The following is an 18,027-nucleotide window of genomic DNA, read 5'->3' on the forward strand; positions in this document are numbered from 1 at the left end:
AATTTACTTTTTATAAAAAATGTGAATTGCAAATATCGGGATTTATTCTCTCTTTAAATAATTCGCATAAAAAAATCTCACTAAATAGTAAGATTTTTTTATGCTCTTTTTATTTTTATCCTCTAGCTAACTTACGTAAAGCTACCCATTGTTTCATCATTTCACGAGCTTCTGCAGCTGGGTAACCAACTACTGTCTTTCCTGCCGCAACATCTGCTATTACTCCAGATCCTGCGCCTACTTTTGCGCCTGAATGAATTGTTGTATGATCTTTTATAGAAGCACTTCCGCCAATAACAACACCATCACCTAAGGTAACTGACCCTGCTAATCCACTATTTCCTGCCATGATACAAAATCTACCTAATACCGAATTATGACCGATTTGAACCAAATTATCAATCTTACATCCATCGCCTAAAACAGTAGAGCTAAACTTACCTCTATCGATACATGAATTTGCGCCTACCTCAACTTGATTACCAATTACAACATTTCCTATATGCGGAATTTTAGTTAAACCATGTTCACTTGGTCTATAACCAAAGCCGTCTGCGCCAATACTCACATTAGCGTGAAAAATACAATCATTTCCTACAATACTTCTTTCTCTAATTACGGTACCCGACCAAACTACAGTATTGTTTCCAATAGTCGTATCATCAAAAATTGAAACGTTCGGGTACAAAATAACACCATCTCCAATAACCACATTTTTACCAACATACGTGTTAGCACCAACCTTAGAACCGACACCTATTTTTGCTGTTTTATCAATTACTGCCGTTGAATGAATATCAGTTTCGAAATGAGGCCCATTTTCTTGAAATGCTTCCAATAATTTTGCCATTGCTAGATCGGCATTTGTTACTTTTATAAATGCTTTATCAACTCCTGGTTCAATTTCTATTTTAGCATCTATAATTGCTGCACTTGCATTAGAACTATCCCATAAACGCGCGAATTTCTTATTTCCAATAAAAGTAATTTGACCTTTTTTTGCTTTTTCTATTTGCTCTGGAGCGGTAATTTCTTCAGAACAATTCCCTATTAATTCTCCGTTTAATAATGAATTAATTTCTTTTATTGTAAATAATTTCATCTTGGTTTTTTGTAGTTAGTTTGCTAAAAATACTATTTAATTATCTAACAAAAAAAATCCTGCAAAAAAGCAGGACTTTTAATATTCGAGGGTCTTATATTTTTAAATTCCAGCTGCCAATCTACTTCCTTGATTAATAGCTCTTTTCGCATCCAATTCTGAAGCAAAATCTGCACCTCCAATTACATGGGTTTTTATTCCTTTGGCTTCTAGAGGCGCTAGTAATTCTTTTAACGGAACTTGACCTGCACAAATAATTACATTATCAACTGCTAATATTTTTTGTTCTTCATTTTGAGTGTAATGCAATCCTTCATCATCAATCTTAGTGTATTGCACTTCATTAATGAATTGTACTTTTTTCTTCTTTAAAGTTGCACGATGAATCCAACCTGTTGTTTTTCCAAGATTCGCTCCAAACTTTCCTTTACTTCGTTTGAACATAAAAATTTCTCTTGGTGATGGATGTATTGCTGCTTTAACTCCTTCTATTCCGCTTCTTGACTTAAGTGTTTTATCAATTCCCCATTCTTTTAACCAAGCATCAATATTTAAAGCGGTGCTTTCTCCTTCGTGTGCTAAATATTCTGAAACATCAAAACCAATTCCTCCTGCACCAATAACGGCGACTCTTTTACCTACTGATTTTTTGAACTTAACGACATCAATATAACTTAATACTTTTTCGTGATCAATTCCGTTAATTTTTAACTCTCTAGGTTTAATTCCTGTTGCTATTACAACCTCATCAAAATTACCTTTCGCTAAATCATCAGCAGATACTCTAGTATTTAACTTTACTGTTACATCATGTAATTCTAATTGCTTATTAAAATAACGAATTGTTTCATAAAATTCTTCTTTACCGGGGATTTGTTTTGCGATATTAAACTGACCTCCTGTTTCTTTATCGGCATCAAAAAGTGTAACTTCATGTCCTCTTTGAGCAGCAATGGTTGAAGCTGCCAAACCTGCGGTCCTGCACCTACAACTGCAATTTTTTTCTTTTTTTCTGCTGGATTGTAATTGAATTCTGTTTCATGACAAGCTCTCGGATTTACCAAACAGCTGGCTACTTTTTTCTGAAAAGCATGATCTAAACATGCTTGATTACATGCAATACAAGTGTTAATTTCATCATCCTTTTCTTCTCTAGCTTTATTTACCCATTCAGGATCTGCTAAAAAAGGACGTGCCATAGAAACCATATCTGCATGTCCTTCTGCTAATACTTTCTCTGCCGTTTCTGGCATATTTATACGATTAGAAGTTATTAACGGAATTGATAATTCTTCTTTCATTTTTTGTGTCACCCAAGTAAACGCGGCTCTTGGTACCGATGTTGCAATAGTAGGAATTCGTGATTCGTGCCAACCAATACCTGTATTAATTATAGTAGCTCCTGCTTTTTCAATCTCTTTTCCTAATTGAACAACTTCTTCCCATGAGCTTCCTTGTTCAACTAAATCTAACATTGATAATCGGTAAATAATAATAAAATTTTCACCTACACTTTTACGAATTTTATGGACTAACTCAATTGCTAAACGGATTCTATTTTCATAACTTCCTCCATAATTATCGGTTCTTTTGTTTGTTTTTTTGACAATAAACTCATTGATCAAATACCCTTCTGAACCCATAATTTCTACCCCGTCATAACCAGCTTCTTGTGCTAGCTTTGCACAGTTCACAAAGTCTTTTACGGTTCTACGAATTCCTGATTGTTTTAAAGCAAACGGTTTAAACGGATTAATTGGTGCTTGTATTTTTGACGGTGCTACTGTTACTGGGTGATATCCATAACGACCAGAGTGTAAAATTTGCATACAAATTTTACCTCCTTCTTTATGCACTGCATCTGTAACTACTTTATGTTCTCTTGCATGTTTTTTAGTGCTCATTCGAGCAGAAAACGGAGCCGTCCATCCTTGAATATTTGGTGATATTCCACCTGTAATAATTAATCCTACTCCTCCTTTAGCGCGCTCTGCATAATATGCTGCAAGTCTTTCTGTTCCGTTTTTTTCTTCTTCTAAACCAGTATGCATAGATCCCATCAGAATACGATTTCTTAAGGTTGTAAAACCTAAATCTAATGGCTCAAATATATGTTTGTATTTCATGAATTGAATATTTAAAAGTATTATGCACGCATAATACTTTGCAATATATGTTTATTTTTTGAACTTAAAAAGTAAAACAACTAATTACAAAATCATAAAATATTAATAAGTAATTCTTATGATATTAATATCTGTTAAGTAAGATAAATTAAGTATCAAATAAGTTTTAGCTTAATTATAACTGAAGTATTGATATTTTTTTTCATCTGATAAAAATACTATAAAAGAGAACTACGAATTTTATAAGCTAAGGTTTTTGAATAAATAAATTCAATTATTATTACATATTCATGGGTACATCAACAACCAATAATTTACTGTTTTTGTTACCAGTAATAGTTACGACATCTACATCATAAATACCTATTGCATCTCTTGTTTCTAATGTGTCATTTTCTACATCAATCGATCCGTCTATCAAGAAAAAATAAGCTGCATTTTTTAATTCATAGGTAACTTCTATACCTTTATCTAAATCAATCATTGCTATATAACCTTGTTGATTTATAGGTAAAGAGTTTGCTATTTGCTTATTTCTTGGGGATACTAATGTTTGAAATTTGTTTTTCCTTTCCACTTTATCAAACATTTTTTGATTGTAATATGGCGTTACATTTTCTATTTCTGGAATAATCCAAAGTTGTAAAAAATTAACTTCTTCTGTTTTACTATCATTAAATTCAGAATGTGTTACTCCTGTTCCGGCACTCATCACCTGTAATTCTCCAACTTCTATCGATCGTTTGTTATCCATACTATCTTTATGAGACAATGCACCTGAAATCGGAATAGAAATAATTTCCATGTTCTTATGAGGATGCGTACCAAAGCCCATTTTTGGTTGTACAATATCATCATTTAAAACACGAAGCATTCCAAAATTCATTCTTTCAAAATCCTGATAACTTCCAAAACTAAACGTGTGATTAGACTTTAACCAACCATGATCTGCATAACCTCTAGAGGCTGCTTTGTGAATTATTTTTTTCATCGTTTTAAATATTTATCGCATTCATAAAGTATATATAATGGTAATTGTTAGAGCCAAAACTGTTTTTTAAAAACATTAATATAAATAACCCATTTTTCCTTTTTGATAATCACGCATGGCTTCCATAATTTCGGTTTGTGTATTCATAACATAAGGACCATATTGCGTTACTTTTTCTTTAATTTCCTCTCCTGACAACACAAGCAAAGTACTTTCTTTTTTAGCTTCAAATTCAATACAATCACCATCTTGATTAAAAGTTAGCATTTGTGTTGCTCCCTTTTTTAAGGTTGCTACATTATTAATCAAAACTTCACCATCTAACAAATAAACTAAAGATTGATGATTTCCTGGAAGCTTTATATCCATTTTACCATTTTCTTTTGTCTTTACAGTAAAAACATTCACTGCTGTTTGCGTTTTTATCAAACCTTTTTTACCAGCCTGCTCTCCGGCAATAACTTTTAACTGAATAGTTTCATCATCGTTTTCAATTACAGGGATATATTCACTTTTTAAATGTTGATAATTCGCTGGCATCATTTTTTTTGATGCTGGTAAGTTTAACCACAATTGAATTCCTTCTAAATCTCCTCCTTTTGCTATAAATTCTTTTGATGGTCCTTCTGCATGAATAATTCCTCTTCCAGCCGTTGTCCATTGTACATCTCCCGCTTTTACTAACATTTCATTTCCTAAGGAATCTCTATGCAATTGTTCTCCCTTAAATAATAATGTAATTGGTTCAAAACCACGATGTGGATGCGATCCTAAATCAAACGGATTGTTAAATTCACTAATAGCATACGAGCCATAATGGTGTAATAACAAAAAAGGATCTACATTTTCGATGCCTTCTGTTGGTAATGGTTGGCGTAGTTTTATTGACCCCATGTTAACTAAAGGACTCGCTACTTTATGTTGTATTGTTTTTAGTTTCTTCATTTTTATTGATTTAACGCTAAATAATCTCCATGGAAAATATCTTCACATAATTAGTCTATCTTAACCCTATAACTAATAAATATTTTATCTAATTTTATCTAATAAATCACTCAGCTGAGCAGCTTCTTTTTCTGTTAAATTACCTAAATAATCTAAATTCAATGATGTATCAATCTCTTTTAATAATTCTAATCCTTGTTTAGATATATTAATATAAACGACTCTTCTATCATGATCGCAACGAATTCTTTCTATGAATTTTTTATCACATAACTTATCCATTAAACGAGTTGCGTTAGGAGCTCGTTCTATCATTCGATCTTTAATAACCTGTACCTTTATAGCTTCTCCGGCGCCTCGTAAAATACGTAGAATATTAAATTGCTGTGGTGAAATTCCGTAAGGTTTAAAAAACTCATTTTCGTTACTACTTAACCAATTTGCAGTATATTTAATATTGATTAATGCTTTTACTTTATTACTTGGAAATTTAGATTTTATGTCTTTTGATATATCTCCCATTTTTAATTAATCGTAATTAGTATAAAATCTACTTATCCCTTTAGGCTAGCTTCCTGTAATATTTTATTAAACTCATCAGAAGTTGGTGTTAAATACACCTCATCATTAATAAATAATGTTGGATATTTTAAAACGCCATCATACAATTCTTTTGTATGTTCTTTAGCTTTTTCATCAGTAGCTACATCTTTATATTCAAACGGAATGTCTGCCATTCGTAAATAATTTTTAAAAGCTACTGTGTGCGCATGTCCTTTTCTACCGTATATAATAATCTTCATTTTTTCACTTCTTTTCTGAATACAAATTTACAAAAAAACACTTTTTAATCCCAAGGAATATAAAGTCAACTCATTTAACAACTTATAATGAGTTTTTAAATATGGCAGCCGATTTTTTTAACTGCTCATTTAATTCTTCATTTACAATACTTCCTTCTTTATAATTATCATAAAAACTAGGTAATGAAAAATCAGCAACTACGTTTCCACCCATGTGAGCGAATCCATTTTTAGCTATTGATAAAGCAGATGCTCCGCCTCTCCCTCCTGGAGATGTTGCCATTAATAACATCGGAATGTTATTCCATAATTTCTGATTAATACGAGACATCCAATCATACATATTTTTAAAGGCAACCGTAAAGTTTCCATTATGTTCTGCTAAGGATAAAATAATTCCGTCTGTATCTTGAATTAAATCAAAAAACTTCTGAGCATTCTTCGGAATTTCGTTTACAGCTTCTTCATCAATTCCATAAACTGGTAAACTAAAATCATTTAAATCTAAGACTATTGTTTCTACTCCATCAATTAAATCAGAAGCATAAACCGCTAATTCTTTATTGATTGATTTTTTACTATTACTACCTGCAAAAGCTACTATTTTTTTCATTCTTATATTATTTTTGATGTTATTGGTGTTTCTCCTTTTACCATTTTAGCAACAGGACATTTCGCTGCCATTTCTAACAACTTAATTCTTTGCGACTCCGTAACTTCCTTTTCAAAAGATATTTCTTCTGTTAATGTTTTTTTAATTCCTTCGGATGTTAACTCTTCTTTCTGAGTTACGTTGACCGTTATTTTACCAACATCCCAGTTTTTACGCTCTGCATACATTCGTAATGTAATTGAAACACAACTACCAATTGCTGTTAATAAATACTCTACAGGCGTTGATCCTTTATTATTACCTCCTTTATTTGTTGGTACATCAATTACTGCCTTATAATTTCGCATAGTCGCCTCTGCAAAATAATTATTAGTTGTTAATATGGTTTCTGAAGATACTTTACTTGCCATTTATATTTTTTTACTATACACATACGAAGTTATTAATAAAACCATTGCTATTCCTGCGCCAAATTGCTCCCCATCTCCAATCATAACATGTGCAAAAAAAGCAAGAATAAAAGCAAAGAAAAAACCTGCATATGCCCATTCGTTTAAAAACTTACCTCTAAAAAACCACAAGGCTATTAGCCCTAAAATTTTTACAACTCCGTATGGATAAATAATATAAGATGGATAACCAAACCCTTCAAACATTGTTGATACTTCTACATTATTAAAAAAGTACATTCCTGCAGACATCAGCATCATTACGGTTAATAAACCTGTAGTCACATAAAAAATAATTTTATCTCTTTTCATCTTGATTCGTTTTAATTTCAATGCAAATGTACAAAAAATAAATTTAATTTCCATGGAATTTAATTTCTAGGTAAATTATTGTAATAAAACAATAGTATTTTATACTTTTGTAAAATGAATACAATAGAAATAGAAAATTTTAAAACTCAATATTCTACTCATTTTTATGACTTGAATATAGAATGGCTGAAAACCTTTTTTTATGTTGAACCTTTTGATGAAGAAGTTTTAAGCAATCCTACTACATATATTATTAATAAAGGCGGACATATATTTTTCGCAAAATTAAATAATGAAATTGTTGGTACAGTTGCTTTAATGCCAAAAGGAACTACTTTCGAGTTAACGAAAATGGCCGTTTCACCAAAACACAGAGGTTTTAAAATCGGACAAAAATTAATGCAGCATTGTATAAATTTTGCTAAAACTGATTTACAGTTGAACAACTTAATTTTATATTCTAATACCGCCTTAGAAAACGCTATTTACATCTATAAAAAATATGGATTTATAGAGATTCCTGTTGAAGAAAATTGCCCATACGAACGTTGTAATATTAAAATGGAATTACATCTAAATAATTAAAAAACTCCAGCTTTCGCTGGAGTTTTCACTTCAAAATAAAATATACAATTAACTAATTATACACTTTTAGTTTATTAAAATTATCTATACTGCAACTTCAATTTTTCTGATTTCTTGCTGATTTAATTCAAACTGATTAGATGTGTTTTTCTCACCTCCTGCTTTTAAAGCATTATCACCTGCAAAAAAGGTTTTATGATCGTCTCCTAGGTTAGATCCTGCCATTCTTTGATGCTTCACACACGAAACTCCTTTTCTGATTTCTTGTCTTTGCACACCTTTTACATATGCTAACATTCCGTCCTCTCCAAAATAACCTTCCGTTAAATCATTCATGTGAAGCGCTGTTGTATGATATGTTGGTAACGTTATTAAATGATGAAAAATACCTGCTTCACGTGCACTATCTGCTTGAAAAGTTTTAATTTTTTCATCAGCTATCCTACATAATTCCGAGCCATCATATATAACATCCATTAAATTGTTTTTATCATAAAAAGACATGTCTTTTCCCTCAATAAACATTGTATCATATACTTGATTACGGAAATTTAATGTCCAATTAAAAGAAGGCGAATTATTATATACTAATTTTGCATTAGGTACCACTTCTCTTACCTTATTAACCATATTTGCAATTTGTCCTACATGCGGAGTTGGCGTTTCGATCCATAATAAATCGGCACCATTTTGTAAACTCGTAACACAATCTAACACTACTCTATCAATATTAGAACCTTCCTTAAATTTATACAATCCGTTTGCCAATCTTACCGGACGCACTAATTTTCCGCCTCTCTTCAATAAAACATCATCCTCTTTAGCTTCGTCAATTGCAATTTCTTCAGCTTCTACAAAAGCTAAATATTGCGATGCTAAATCTCCTGGTTCTTGACTTACTGGTAATTTTTGGGTTAAACCTGCTCCTTCAGAATCGGTACGTGCTACTATAATTCCGTCTTCAACACCTAGTTCTAAAAATGCATATCTAATAGCATTTAATTTTGCAATAAAATCTTCATGTGGCACCGTTACTTTTCCGTCTTGATGACCACATTGCTTTGCATCAGAAACTTGATTTTCAATCTGTATAGCACAAGCTCCTGCTTCAATCATTTTTTTAGCTAAAAGATACGTTGCTTCTTCGTTACCAAAACCAGCATCAATATCAGCAATGATCGGTACAATATGAGTTTCGAAATTATCAATTTCATTTTGTACATCTTCACCATTTTCTAATCTTCTAAATAAATCATTTAACTCAATTGCATCTGCTTGACGTAGAAAATCATAAATCTCACTAATTAATGAAGAAACAGCTGTTTTTTCGTGCATTGATTGATCTGGAAGTGGTCCAAATTCAGATCGTAACGCTGCTACCATCCAACCCGATAAATACAAATACCTTTTACTAGTTGTTTGATGATGTTTTTTTACTGCTATCATTTTTTGCTGCGCCACAAATCCGTGCCAACAACCTAAAGACTGCGTATATTTTGATGAATCTGCATCATACTCAGCCATATCTTTTCTCATAATACCTGCTGTGTATTTAGCAATTTCTAAACCTGTTTTAAAACGATTTTGTGTAATCATTCTAGCTGCATTTTCAGAAGTAATAGCATCCCAAGTACTACCGTATTTTTTCTTAAGAGATTTTACGGTTTCTAATGCCGAATTATAACTTCCTTGCGCTAAATTTTTCATAAGTTTGTTTTTTAATTATTGAAGTTTTCTAGATTTTGATAATTCCGTCTCGCAAACTATTGCCGTAGTTGCGAGACACTTTTTTTATATGTGTTTGTATGCCGAAAGCGTTAAAAACTCTTTGTATTCTTTTGATACAACTAATTCATCAAATAGCTCAATTGCTAGTGTAAATTTTCCATTTGTAAAATTACTTTCTCCTACTAAATTTTTAATTTTTTCTAACTCTTCTTTCTTTAATGATTGATACATCGAAAGATTAAAATTTCTACCATCTTCAATCTTTACATTGCGATGTAACCATAACCAAACCTGAGTTCTTGAAATTTCTGCAGTAGCAGCATCTTCCATTAAGTTATACAAAGCTGCCGCTCCGTTTCCGCGCAACCAACTTTCGAGATATAAGATACCAACATTTATGTTTTTTCTAATTCCCTCTTCAGTAATAGTTCCTTTTGGCATTTCAACTAAGTCAGCTTCAGAAATTTTTATATCACCTCTAGAAACATGTATTTGGTTTTTAGTAGTCATATTTTCATTAAAAACATCCATTGCTACTTTTACCAAACCCGGATGTGCAACCCAAGTACCATCGTGCCCGTTCTTTACTTCTTGCTCCTTATCTGCAAATACTTTTGCAAAAGCAGCATCGTTAGCTTTTTCATCATTTTTAATCGGAATTTGAGCAGCCATACCTCCCATTGCATGTACTTTTCGTTTATGACATGTTTGAATTACACGTAATGAATACGCTTCCATAAACGGAGTTTTCATTGTTACCTGATCTCTATTTGGAACCATAAAATTCCTGTGATTTCTAAACTTTTTGATATATGAGAAAATATAATCCCAACGACCACAGTTTAAACCAGCCATATGATCTTTTAACTCATATATAATTTCATCTAACTGAAAACTAGCAGTAATTGTTTCAATCAACACCGTTGCTTTTATTGTTTTCTGCGGAATATTTAAATAGTCTTGCGCAAACACAAAAACATCATTCCACCATCTAGCTTCATTGTAATGTTCTAATTTTGGCAGGTAAAAATAAGTTGCTGAGTTTTGTTCTTGTAAGGTTTTAATATTATGAAAAAAATACAATCCGAAATCAACCAAAGAGCCAGACATTTTTTCTCCTTCTATAATAAAATGTTTTTCATTTAAATGCAATCCTCTTGGTCTTACCAACAAAGTTGCAATTTGATTGTTCAGTGAATATTTTTTATCATTTTTCTCATTATAAAACGAGATTGTTTTGTTGTTTGCGTCTCTTAAGTTAATCTGACCTTCTAAATTATTTGAGATATTAGGAGAGTTACTATCTTCAAAATCTGCCATAAAAGTTTTAGCTCCAGAATTCAAAGCATTAATAACCATTTTACGATCTACCGATCCAGTAATCTCAACTCTTCTATCTAATAAATCGTGAGGCAATTCTGCACACACCCAATCACCTTCTCTAATAGCTTTTGTTTCTGAAGGAAAAGAAGGGTAATTTCCCATATTAAAATAAGCCTGATCAATTTCTCTTTCCTCTAATAATTGCAACCGTTTTTTATCAAATTTTTCATGTAGTTGCAATAAAAATGTTTTCGCTTCAATAGTTAAAATATTTTTGTAATTAACTTCATTAAAACCTATACATTCTATTCTTTTAATCAAAACATCTTGATTCATAATAATTTACTTTTAATTATTGATACCTCAATAGTATAAAAAATAATTAAATAAATTTAGCGAACGTTCGCTAAATAATTAAAATATTCTAATTTTTATTAATTCGCTAATTTTAATATCTTTGAATTGCGAATCTTTTAATTAAAAATTTTGGAAGAAGAATATATTAGACTTGTTTTTGGATTAAAGCTAAAACAAATACGTACAGACAAAAAAATATCTCTTTTCGGGTTAGCTAAACTTACAGGCTTATCAAAATCTTATTTAAACGAGATTGAAAAAGGGAAGAAATATCCTAAAACAGATAAAATTGTTATTCTTTCAGAAAAGCTAGAAGTTGCTTACGATCATTTAGTTTCTTTAAAACTTGATAAAAATCTGGCTCCAATTGGTGAGATTTTACAATCAAAAATTTTAAAAGAAATTCCGCTGGATTTATTCGGTATTAAAGAAAGTAACTTAATAGACATTGTAGCAAACGCTCCTGCTAAAGTAAATGCATTTATTAGCACTATTATAAAAATATCTCAGAACTATAATTTAACTCGAGAAAATTTCTTCTTAGCTTCTTTACGTTCTTACCAAGAAGCACATAATAATTATTTTGAAGATATTGAAAACAACGTTATTGCTTTTGCTAAAGCGTATCATATCAACCTAAACAAACCTATTCATTCTAAAGATTTAGAAGATATTTTAACTGAAGAATACGGCTACACTATTAATAACGAAGAACTTTCTAAACATCAAAAACTATCAGAAATAAGAACTATTTATATCCCTAAAAACAAAACATTACTTATATATAACGATATAAGCGAAGCTCAAAAAACATTTATTTATGCAAAAGAATTAGCTTACAATTATCTAAAAATAGAGAATCGTTTATATACTTTTCCTTGGATAAAATTCGAGAGTTTCGATGAGGTTTTACATAATTTTATAGCTTCTTATTTTGCTGGTGCTTTAATAATACCAAAAGACAATTTAATAGAAAACTTAACTCATTTTTTCTCATTAAAAGAATGGCAACCGCTACAATTACATAAAATAACTAAAAATTATAATTGCTCTGACGAAACATTTTATCAGCGATTAACTAATATTTTACCGAAGCATTTTAATATAAAAAACCTGTTCTTCTTACGGTTTACACATGAAGAAAACTCACCTGTTTTTAAGCTATCAAAAGAATTACACATTACACAGCAACAAGCACCGCATGCCAACAGAAATAACGAGCATTATTGCAGAAGATGGGTTTCTATAAAAACAATTCAAGATTTAGAAAAAACAGTCGATAAAAACTCATCTTACGGAATACAAATTTCCTCTTATGAAAATTCAAGCAATGAGTATTTAGTATTATCTGCCGCAACTTCCGATCCTTTTAAAGGAAAAAATAATCGAAGTGTAAGTATTGGCATGTTACTTTCACCTCATTTAAAGAAAAAAATTCAGTTTTTTAAAGACGATACTTTCACAAAAAAAACAGTAGGTGTTACTTGTGAAACCTGTGCTATTAAAAACTGTGAAGAACGCGTAGCTGAACCGCGTATTTTAAACAAACAATCTAGAAACAACGAAATTGCAAAAACCATAGAAAACATCATTCAATCATATACTTAAACCACTTGTAGTATAAACGGTTTTTCTTACTTTAGCAATCGCAAACAAATAACTTACAAATGGATCTTAACTTCAACAAAAACGAAGACCACAATAAACTTTTAGCATCAGATTTACGCACTCGCTTTGCCAAAGTAAAATTAGGCGGTGGACAAAAGCGTATTGATAAACATCACGAAAAAGGAAAATTAACCGCACGAGAGCGTATTGAATATCTTTTAGATGACAATACTAAATCGATAGAAATCGGAGCTTTTGCTGGTGAAGAAATGTATAAAGAACACGGTGGATGCCCTTCTGGTGGTGTGGTTGTAAAAATAGGTTATGTTAGCGGTAAACAATGCATTGTTGTTGCCAATGACGCCACTGTAAAAGCTGGTGCTTGGTTTCCTATTACAGGAAAAAAGAACTTAAGAGCACAAGAAATATCAATAGAAAATAAATTACCAATTATATACTTAGTTGATTCTGCTGGTGTTTATTTACCATTACAAGATGAAATTTTTCCGGACAAAGAACACTTCGGAAGAATTTTCAGAAACAATGCGATTATGAGCAGCATGGGAATCACTCAAATTTCTGCCGTAATGGGTAGCTGTGTTGCTGGTGGTGCTTATTTGCCAATTATGAGCGATGAAGCTATGATTGTAGACAAAACAGGAAGTATTTTCTTAGCAGGAAGTTATTTAGTAAAAGCTGCAATTGGCGAAAGTATTGACAACGAAACATTAGGTGGCGCAACTACACATTGCGAAATTTCTGGTGTTACCGATTATAAAGCAAAAGACGACAAAGATGCTTTAGATAAAATAAAATTTGTTGTTGATAAAATCGGAGATTATGACAAAGCTGGCTACAGCCGTAAAGAAGCTTTTCCTCCAAAAGAAAACGAACAAGATATTTTCGGGATTCTTCCGAAAGAAAGAAATGCACAATACGACATGTTAGAAATTATCAATCGTTTGGTTGATAATTCTGAATTTGAACAATATAAAGAAGGTTACGGAAAAACAATTATTACAGGTTACGGCCGTATTGATGGTTGGGCTGTTGGTATTGTTGCCAATCAACGAAAATTAGTAAAAACTAAAAAAGGCGAAATGCAATTTGGTGGAGTGATCTATAACGATTCTGCCGACAAGGCAACACGTTTTATAGCGAACTGTAATCAGAAAAAAATCCCTTTAGTTTTCTTACAAGATGTTACTGGTTTTATGGTAGGTTCTAAATCTGAACATGGCGGAATTATAAAAGACGGTGCCAAAATGGTAAACGCTGTAAGTAATTCAGTTGTCCCTAAATTCACCATCGTTATTGGTAATTCTTACGGAGCAGGAAACTACGCTATGTGTGGTAAAGCTTACGACCCAAGGTTGATTGCTGCTTGGCCAAGTGCCGAATTAGCAGTAATGAGCGGAAACTCTGCCGCAAAAGTTTTATTACAAATTGAAACTGCTTCGTTAAAAAAACGTGGAGAAGAAATTACTCCTGAAAAAGAAGCTGAATTATTTGATAAAATAAAATCTCGTTACGACAATCAGATTTCACCTTATTATGCAGCTGCAAGAATTTGGACGGACGGTGTAATTAATCCGTTAGATACCAGAACTTGGATTTCTATGGGGATTGAAGCTGCGGATCATGCTCCTATCGAAAAAAAATTTAATTTAGGAATCATTCAAGTATAGATAAATGAGAAAGAAAATACTCCTTTTAATAATGCTTTTTACATTATTAAACGCTTATTCTCAATATAAAGAAACGAAGGTATTTTATAGAAACGGAACTGTTGAAAAAGGGTTTGCTAAGTTTCTTTTCTTAAGCAGCAATCTAAAGTTTAAAAAAAGTAAAACTCAAAAAGCACCTGAAATATTAACCTATAAAGAGGTTGATAAATTTATCATATATAATAGAGGTGAACATACAGAATATCAACACAAAATAGTAAATGGTAAAGCTGGTTCTAAATTATTAAAAGTTAAAACAAGAGGTAAAATTGATTTATTTTATGAAGTAAGAAAATCTGGTGCAGCTCCAATGGGAGGAGCCACTGGCGGTATGAATTTTTCTATAGGAGTTAGTTCTTCTTCTGAAGTATATTATATATCAAAAAAAGATTCTCCTTTTGCAACTAAACTTTTTCATTTACTTGATCCTTCAAAAAGAATTTTCAAAAAAATAATCCCTGAGTATTTCGGTGATTGCCCTGAGTTGATAGAGAAGATAAAAAAGAAGGAATATAAAAAAAGGCACATAGTTGAAATAGTAGATTTTTACAATAATCAATGTAAATGATTAATATTAAACAGGTATGAGAAAAAAGATTTTATGGACTGTGCTACTAGCCTTTTTAGGGTTTTTAGCGTATCAAACTTATGTTTTTACACTTGCTGAAGAAGATAATATAAAACCTATTTACCTTGTACCTAATGATGCTGTTTTTATCTTAGATACCGAAAGACCTATTGATACTTGGGAAGAAATTAATGCTAGTGAAATATGGCAACACCTTAAAAAGAATGCATATTTTAAAGACATTAGTAAAAGTGCAAACACACTCGATAATATTGTAAAAGAGCAAAAAAGCATTCTTAATTTTATTGGCGAACGCGATGTATTAATATCTGCACATGTTTACAAACCTAAAAATTACGACTTTTTATATATTATTGATCTAGAGAAACTTTCGAAACTCGATTTTTTTAAAAGCAGTATATCACAACTAACAGGCGATGGTTTTCAAATTACAAAAAGAATATTTCAAAACCACGAAATAACAGAACTGTACGACAAGAGCAAAAGAGAAACATTGCATATTGCTTTTATCAAAAATCAGTTAATAGCTTCGTACACACATATTTTAGTAGAAAATTCAATAAATCAATATCAAAAACCAGTAATTGGTAGAGATGTTAATTTTATTGAAATTACTAAAGAAACACCTGAAGATGGTTTTTTTAAAGTGTTTTTTCTATATAAATATTTACATAAATATCTTTCTTGTTTTACAAATAAAGCCAACAAAGAAGTTGTTGAAAATATTCAAAACTCTCTTTATTATTCTGGTTTTGATGTTTCTTTAATTGAAGGAACTATTATTCAGGCTGAAGGATTTACCAATGTGCAAGAAAACTCAGAAAGCTACTTAACTGCCATTCAAAAATCAGGAAAAGGTAAAAGAACTATTGCCAATGTTGCTCCAAAAAATACTGCTCTATACGTAAGTTTTGCTTTTGATAGTTTTGATACCTTTCAAGAAAACTTCGAAGAATTAAAAAAGGAGAAACCTCAAGAGTTCGAAACTTATAATCAGCAAATTAAAGAAATAGAAAACACACTCGACATCAATATAAAAGAAAATGTGTATAGTTGGATTGGTGATGAAGTTGCTTTAATACACTTCAATTCTTCACTTTCTAAAAACAAAAAAGATGTTGCGGCAATTTTTAAAACTACCGATATTGATGATGCTTCTGAAAACTTGGATTTCATTTTATCAAAAATCAAAGAAAAAACACCTTTACAGTTTAAACAAATTACATACAAAAAGCACACTATTAATTTTTTAGACCTTAAAGGTTTCTTTAAAATAGTTGCTGGTAATATGTTTAAAAAAATGGAAAAACCATATTTTACCATTATTAATGATTATGTTGTTTTTAGTGCAAATCCGAATACTTTAAAAGAAATTATAAATAATAATATTACCAATTACACTTTAGCATCTTCAAAAGAATTTAAAGAGTTCAATTATCTATTCGATAACAAATCTACCATTTTCACCTATATAAACACACCGTATATTTATAATGATTTAATGAGTTTTGTTGATAAAAAAACACAGCTTCAAATAAAGGAAAACAAAGATTATTTTATATGTTTCAATCAACTTGGTATTCAATTAACTTCTGAAGGAAATATTTTTAGAAGTAATATTACAACTACTTTTAACGAGCCGAAATTTGTGAAAGAACAAGTTGCTCTTAATCAAAAATTAAAAAAAGAACTAGCTTTAAAATTAGCTCCTAAAAAAGATAGTGTTTCTATAAAATCTGCTGATGCTATTTTTAACATCAAAGAAATAAATCCTTCTGATTTAAGTGCGAATGAATACATGGAATATTATAGTGACGGAAAACTAAAATTTGAGGTACAACTAGATGATGGTTTACTAGATGGAAGATATAAAATGTATTACCGTAACGGAAATATAAAAATAAAAGGAAGCTACAAAAACGGGAAGAAATCGGGTACCTGGAGAGCTTACGACGAAAAAGAAAATAATCTGATTATCAAAAAAAGATTTTAATTGTAATTAAATAATGCAATAGTTACATTTGCCGTTGCATAAACAAAACTTAAAAAATGGGAAGAGCATTCGAACTTAGAAAAGGACGTAAAATGAAGCGTTGGTCTGCAATGGCTAAAACATTTACCAGAATTGGTAAAGATATTGTAATGGCAATTAAAGACGGAGGTCCGAATCCCGATACAAATTCGCGTTTAAGAGCTGTAATGCAAAATGCAAAGGCTGCAAACATGCCTAAAGACAATGTAGAGCGTGCTATTAAAAAAGCGGCAGATAAAGATACTAGTGATTATAAAGAAGCTTTATTTGAAGGTTATGCGCCACACGGTATTGCGATTGTTGTAGAAACTGCAACCGATAATAATAACAGAACTGTAGCTAATGTGCGTGCCATTTTTAATAAATGTGATGGTAACTTAGGTACTTCTGGTTCAGTAATTTTTATGTTCGACCGCGTTTGTAACTTTACAGTTAAAAAAGAAGACATTACTGTTGATTTAGAGGAATTAGAACTAGAATTAATCGATTTTGAGGTTGAAGAAGTTTTTAACGACGATGAAGGAATTATTATTTATGCTCCGTTTGAACAATTTGGCGCTATTCAGTCTTATTTTGAAGAAAATAATATTGAAATTATATCTTCAGGATTTGAAAGAATTCCGACAACAACAAGCAAGCTTTCAGAAGAACAGCAAGCTGATGTTGAAAAGCTTTTAGAAAAACTAGAAGAAGATGATGATGTACAAAATGTATATCACAGTATGATTATGTAACCA

The 18,027-nt window shown here is 31.1% G+C and carries 16 protein-coding genes and 1 pseudogene; 6 read left to right on the forward strand and 11 right to left on the reverse strand.

What is annotated here, in order from left to right:
* Window positions 1–115: 115 nt before the first annotated feature.
* From lpxD to PG912_RS09365, 9 genes and pseudogenes are all read right to left on the reverse strand, one after another.
* Window positions 116–1,102, reverse strand: coding sequence for a UDP-3-O-(3-hydroxymyristoyl)glucosamine N-acyltransferase (gene lpxD / locus PG912_RS09325; RefSeq protein ID WP_275687328.1), 987 nt, complete (start codon window positions 1,100–1,102; stop codon window positions 116–118).
* Between the two features lie 102 nt (window positions 1,103–1,204).
* Window positions 1,205–3,228, reverse strand: a pseudogene (locus PG912_RS09330) (oxidoreductase).
* Window positions 3,229–3,508: 280 nt separating this feature from the next.
* Window positions 3,509–4,219 (reverse strand): pirin family protein, encoded by a 711-nt coding sequence (locus PG912_RS09335; RefSeq protein ID WP_275687329.1) that lies wholly within the window; start codon window positions 4,217–4,219, stop codon window positions 3,509–3,511.
* A 75-nt stretch (window positions 4,220–4,294) separates the two neighbouring features.
* A complete protein-coding gene (locus PG912_RS09340; RefSeq protein ID WP_275687330.1) occupies window positions 4,295–5,164 on the reverse strand; it encodes a pirin family protein in 870 nt (289 codons plus the stop codon).
* A gap of 84 nt (window positions 5,165–5,248) precedes the next feature.
* A complete protein-coding gene (locus PG912_RS09345) occupies window positions 5,249–5,686 on the reverse strand; it encodes a MarR family winged helix-turn-helix transcriptional regulator (protein ID WP_260586578.1) in 438 nt (145 codons plus the stop codon).
* A 32-nt stretch (window positions 5,687–5,718) separates the two neighbouring features.
* The gene (locus PG912_RS09350; RefSeq protein ID WP_275687331.1) at window positions 5,719–5,967 is read right to left on the reverse strand and encodes a glutaredoxin family protein; all 249 of its coding nucleotides are present in this window, start codon (window positions 5,965–5,967) and stop codon (window positions 5,719–5,721) included.
* A gap of 82 nt (window positions 5,968–6,049) precedes the next feature.
* On the reverse strand, window positions 6,050–6,580 hold the full coding sequence (locus tag PG912_RS09355; RefSeq protein ID WP_275687332.1) for an NADPH-dependent FMN reductase: 531 nt from the start codon (window positions 6,578–6,580) through the stop codon (window positions 6,050–6,052).
* A 2-nt stretch (window positions 6,581–6,582) separates the two neighbouring features.
* On the reverse strand, window positions 6,583–6,990 hold the full coding sequence (locus PG912_RS09360; protein ID WP_275687333.1) for an OsmC family protein: 408 nt from the start codon (window positions 6,988–6,990) through the stop codon (window positions 6,583–6,585).
* Window positions 6,991–7,341, reverse strand: a complete 351-nt coding sequence (locus tag PG912_RS09365; RefSeq protein WP_275687334.1) for a DoxX family protein — start codon at window positions 7,339–7,341, stop codon at window positions 6,991–6,993.
* A 114-nt stretch (window positions 7,342–7,455) separates the two neighbouring features.
* On the opposite strand from PG912_RS09365, the gene PG912_RS09370 reads away from it, so the two are divergent.
* The gene (locus PG912_RS09370) at window positions 7,456–7,926 is read left to right on the forward strand and encodes a GNAT family N-acetyltransferase (RefSeq protein ID WP_275687335.1); all 471 of its coding nucleotides are present in this window, start codon (window positions 7,456–7,458) and stop codon (window positions 7,924–7,926) included.
* Between the two features lie 84 nt (window positions 7,927–8,010).
* Here PG912_RS09370 and PG912_RS09375 read toward each other — a convergent pair whose 3' ends face one another.
* Together PG912_RS09375 and aceB are read right to left on the reverse strand one after the other, a co-directional pair.
* Window positions 8,011–9,633 carry an isocitrate lyase gene (locus PG912_RS09375; protein ID WP_275687336.1) on the reverse strand — a complete coding sequence of 541 codons (1,623 nt, stop codon included), beginning with the start codon at window positions 9,631–9,633 and terminating at the stop codon, window positions 8,011–8,013.
* A gap of 84 nt (window positions 9,634–9,717) precedes the next feature.
* Window positions 9,718–11,313, reverse strand: coding sequence for a malate synthase A (gene aceB, locus PG912_RS09380; RefSeq protein WP_275687337.1), 1,596 nt, complete (start codon window positions 11,311–11,313; stop codon window positions 9,718–9,720).
* A gap of 150 nt (window positions 11,314–11,463) precedes the next feature.
* On the opposite strand from aceB, the gene PG912_RS09385 reads away from it, so the two are divergent.
* The 5 genes from PG912_RS09385 to PG912_RS09405 are packed head-to-tail and all read left to right on the forward strand — an operon-like array spanning window position 11,464 to window position 18,024.
* Entirely contained in the window at window positions 11,464–12,942 is a 1,479-nt protein-coding gene (locus tag PG912_RS09385; RefSeq protein ID WP_275687338.1) for a helix-turn-helix domain-containing protein, read from the forward strand.
* 59 nt (window positions 12,943–13,001) lie between these two features.
* On the forward strand, window positions 13,002–14,630 hold the full coding sequence (locus tag PG912_RS09390; protein WP_275687339.1) for an acyl-CoA carboxylase subunit beta: 1,629 nt from the start codon (window positions 13,002–13,004) through the stop codon (window positions 14,628–14,630).
* A 4-nt stretch (window positions 14,631–14,634) separates the two neighbouring features.
* Window positions 14,635–15,237: a hypothetical protein gene (locus PG912_RS09395; protein ID WP_275687340.1), complete on the forward strand. Its 603-nt coding sequence runs from the start codon at window positions 14,635–14,637 to the stop codon at window positions 15,235–15,237.
* 16 nt (window positions 15,238–15,253) lie between these two features.
* Window positions 15,254–17,251 (forward strand): DUF3352 domain-containing protein, encoded by a 1,998-nt coding sequence (locus PG912_RS09400; protein ID WP_275687341.1) that lies wholly within the window; start codon window positions 15,254–15,256, stop codon window positions 17,249–17,251.
* 56 nt (window positions 17,252–17,307) lie between these two features.
* The gene (locus tag PG912_RS09405; RefSeq protein WP_260586591.1) at window positions 17,308–18,024 is read left to right on the forward strand and encodes a YebC/PmpR family DNA-binding transcriptional regulator; all 717 of its coding nucleotides are present in this window, start codon (window positions 17,308–17,310) and stop codon (window positions 18,022–18,024) included.
* Window positions 18,025–18,027 lie beyond the last annotated feature (3 nt).

Source organism: Tenacibaculum retecalamus, from assembly GCF_027941755.1.
In the GTDB taxonomy this organism is placed as follows: domain Bacteria; phylum Bacteroidota; class Bacteroidia; order Flavobacteriales; family Flavobacteriaceae; genus Polaribacter; species Polaribacter haliotis_B.

Coding starts and splice junctions, on each gene's coding strand:
- PG912_RS09345 (WP_260586578.1), bottom strand. CDS start 5,686: ATGGGAGATATATCAAAAGACATAAAATCTAAATTTCCAAGTAATAAA.
- PG912_RS09340 (WP_275687330.1), bottom strand. CDS start 5,164: ATGAAGAAACTAAAAACAATACAACATAAAGTAGCGAGTCCTTTAGTT.
- PG912_RS09365 (WP_275687334.1), bottom strand. CDS start 7,341: ATGAAAAGAGATAAAATTATTTTTTATGTGACTACAGGTTTATTAACC.
- PG912_RS09335 (WP_275687329.1), bottom strand. CDS start 4,219: ATGAAAAAAATAATTCACAAAGCAGCCTCTAGAGGTTATGCAGATCAT.
- lpxD (WP_275687328.1), bottom strand. CDS start 1,102: ATGAAATTATTTACAATAAAAGAAATTAATTCATTATTAAACGGAGAA.
- PG912_RS09400 (WP_275687341.1), top strand. CDS start 15,254: ATGAGAAAAAAGATTTTATGGACTGTGCTACTAGCCTTTTTAGGGTTT.
- PG912_RS09375 (WP_275687336.1), bottom strand. CDS start 9,633: ATGAAAAATTTAGCGCAAGGAAGTTATAATTCGGCATTAGAAACCGTA.
- PG912_RS09395 (WP_275687340.1), top strand. CDS start 14,635: ATGAGAAAGAAAATACTCCTTTTAATAATGCTTTTTACATTATTAAAC.
- aceB (WP_275687337.1), bottom strand. CDS start 11,313: ATGAATCAAGATGTTTTGATTAAAAGAATAGAATGTATAGGTTTTAAT.
- PG912_RS09370 (WP_275687335.1), top strand. CDS start 7,456: ATGAATACAATAGAAATAGAAAATTTTAAAACTCAATATTCTACTCAT.
- PG912_RS09350 (WP_275687331.1), bottom strand. CDS start 5,967: ATGAAGATTATTATATACGGTAGAAAAGGACATGCGCACACAGTAGCT.
- PG912_RS09405 (WP_260586591.1), top strand. CDS start 17,308: ATGGGAAGAGCATTCGAACTTAGAAAAGGACGTAAAATGAAGCGTTGG.
- PG912_RS09390 (WP_275687339.1), top strand. CDS start 13,002: ATGGATCTTAACTTCAACAAAAACGAAGACCACAATAAACTTTTAGCA.
- PG912_RS09355 (WP_275687332.1), bottom strand. CDS start 6,580: ATGAAAAAAATAGTAGCTTTTGCAGGTAGTAATAGTAAAAAATCAATC.
- PG912_RS09360 (WP_275687333.1), bottom strand. CDS start 6,990: ATGGCAAGTAAAGTATCTTCAGAAACCATATTAACAACTAATAATTAT.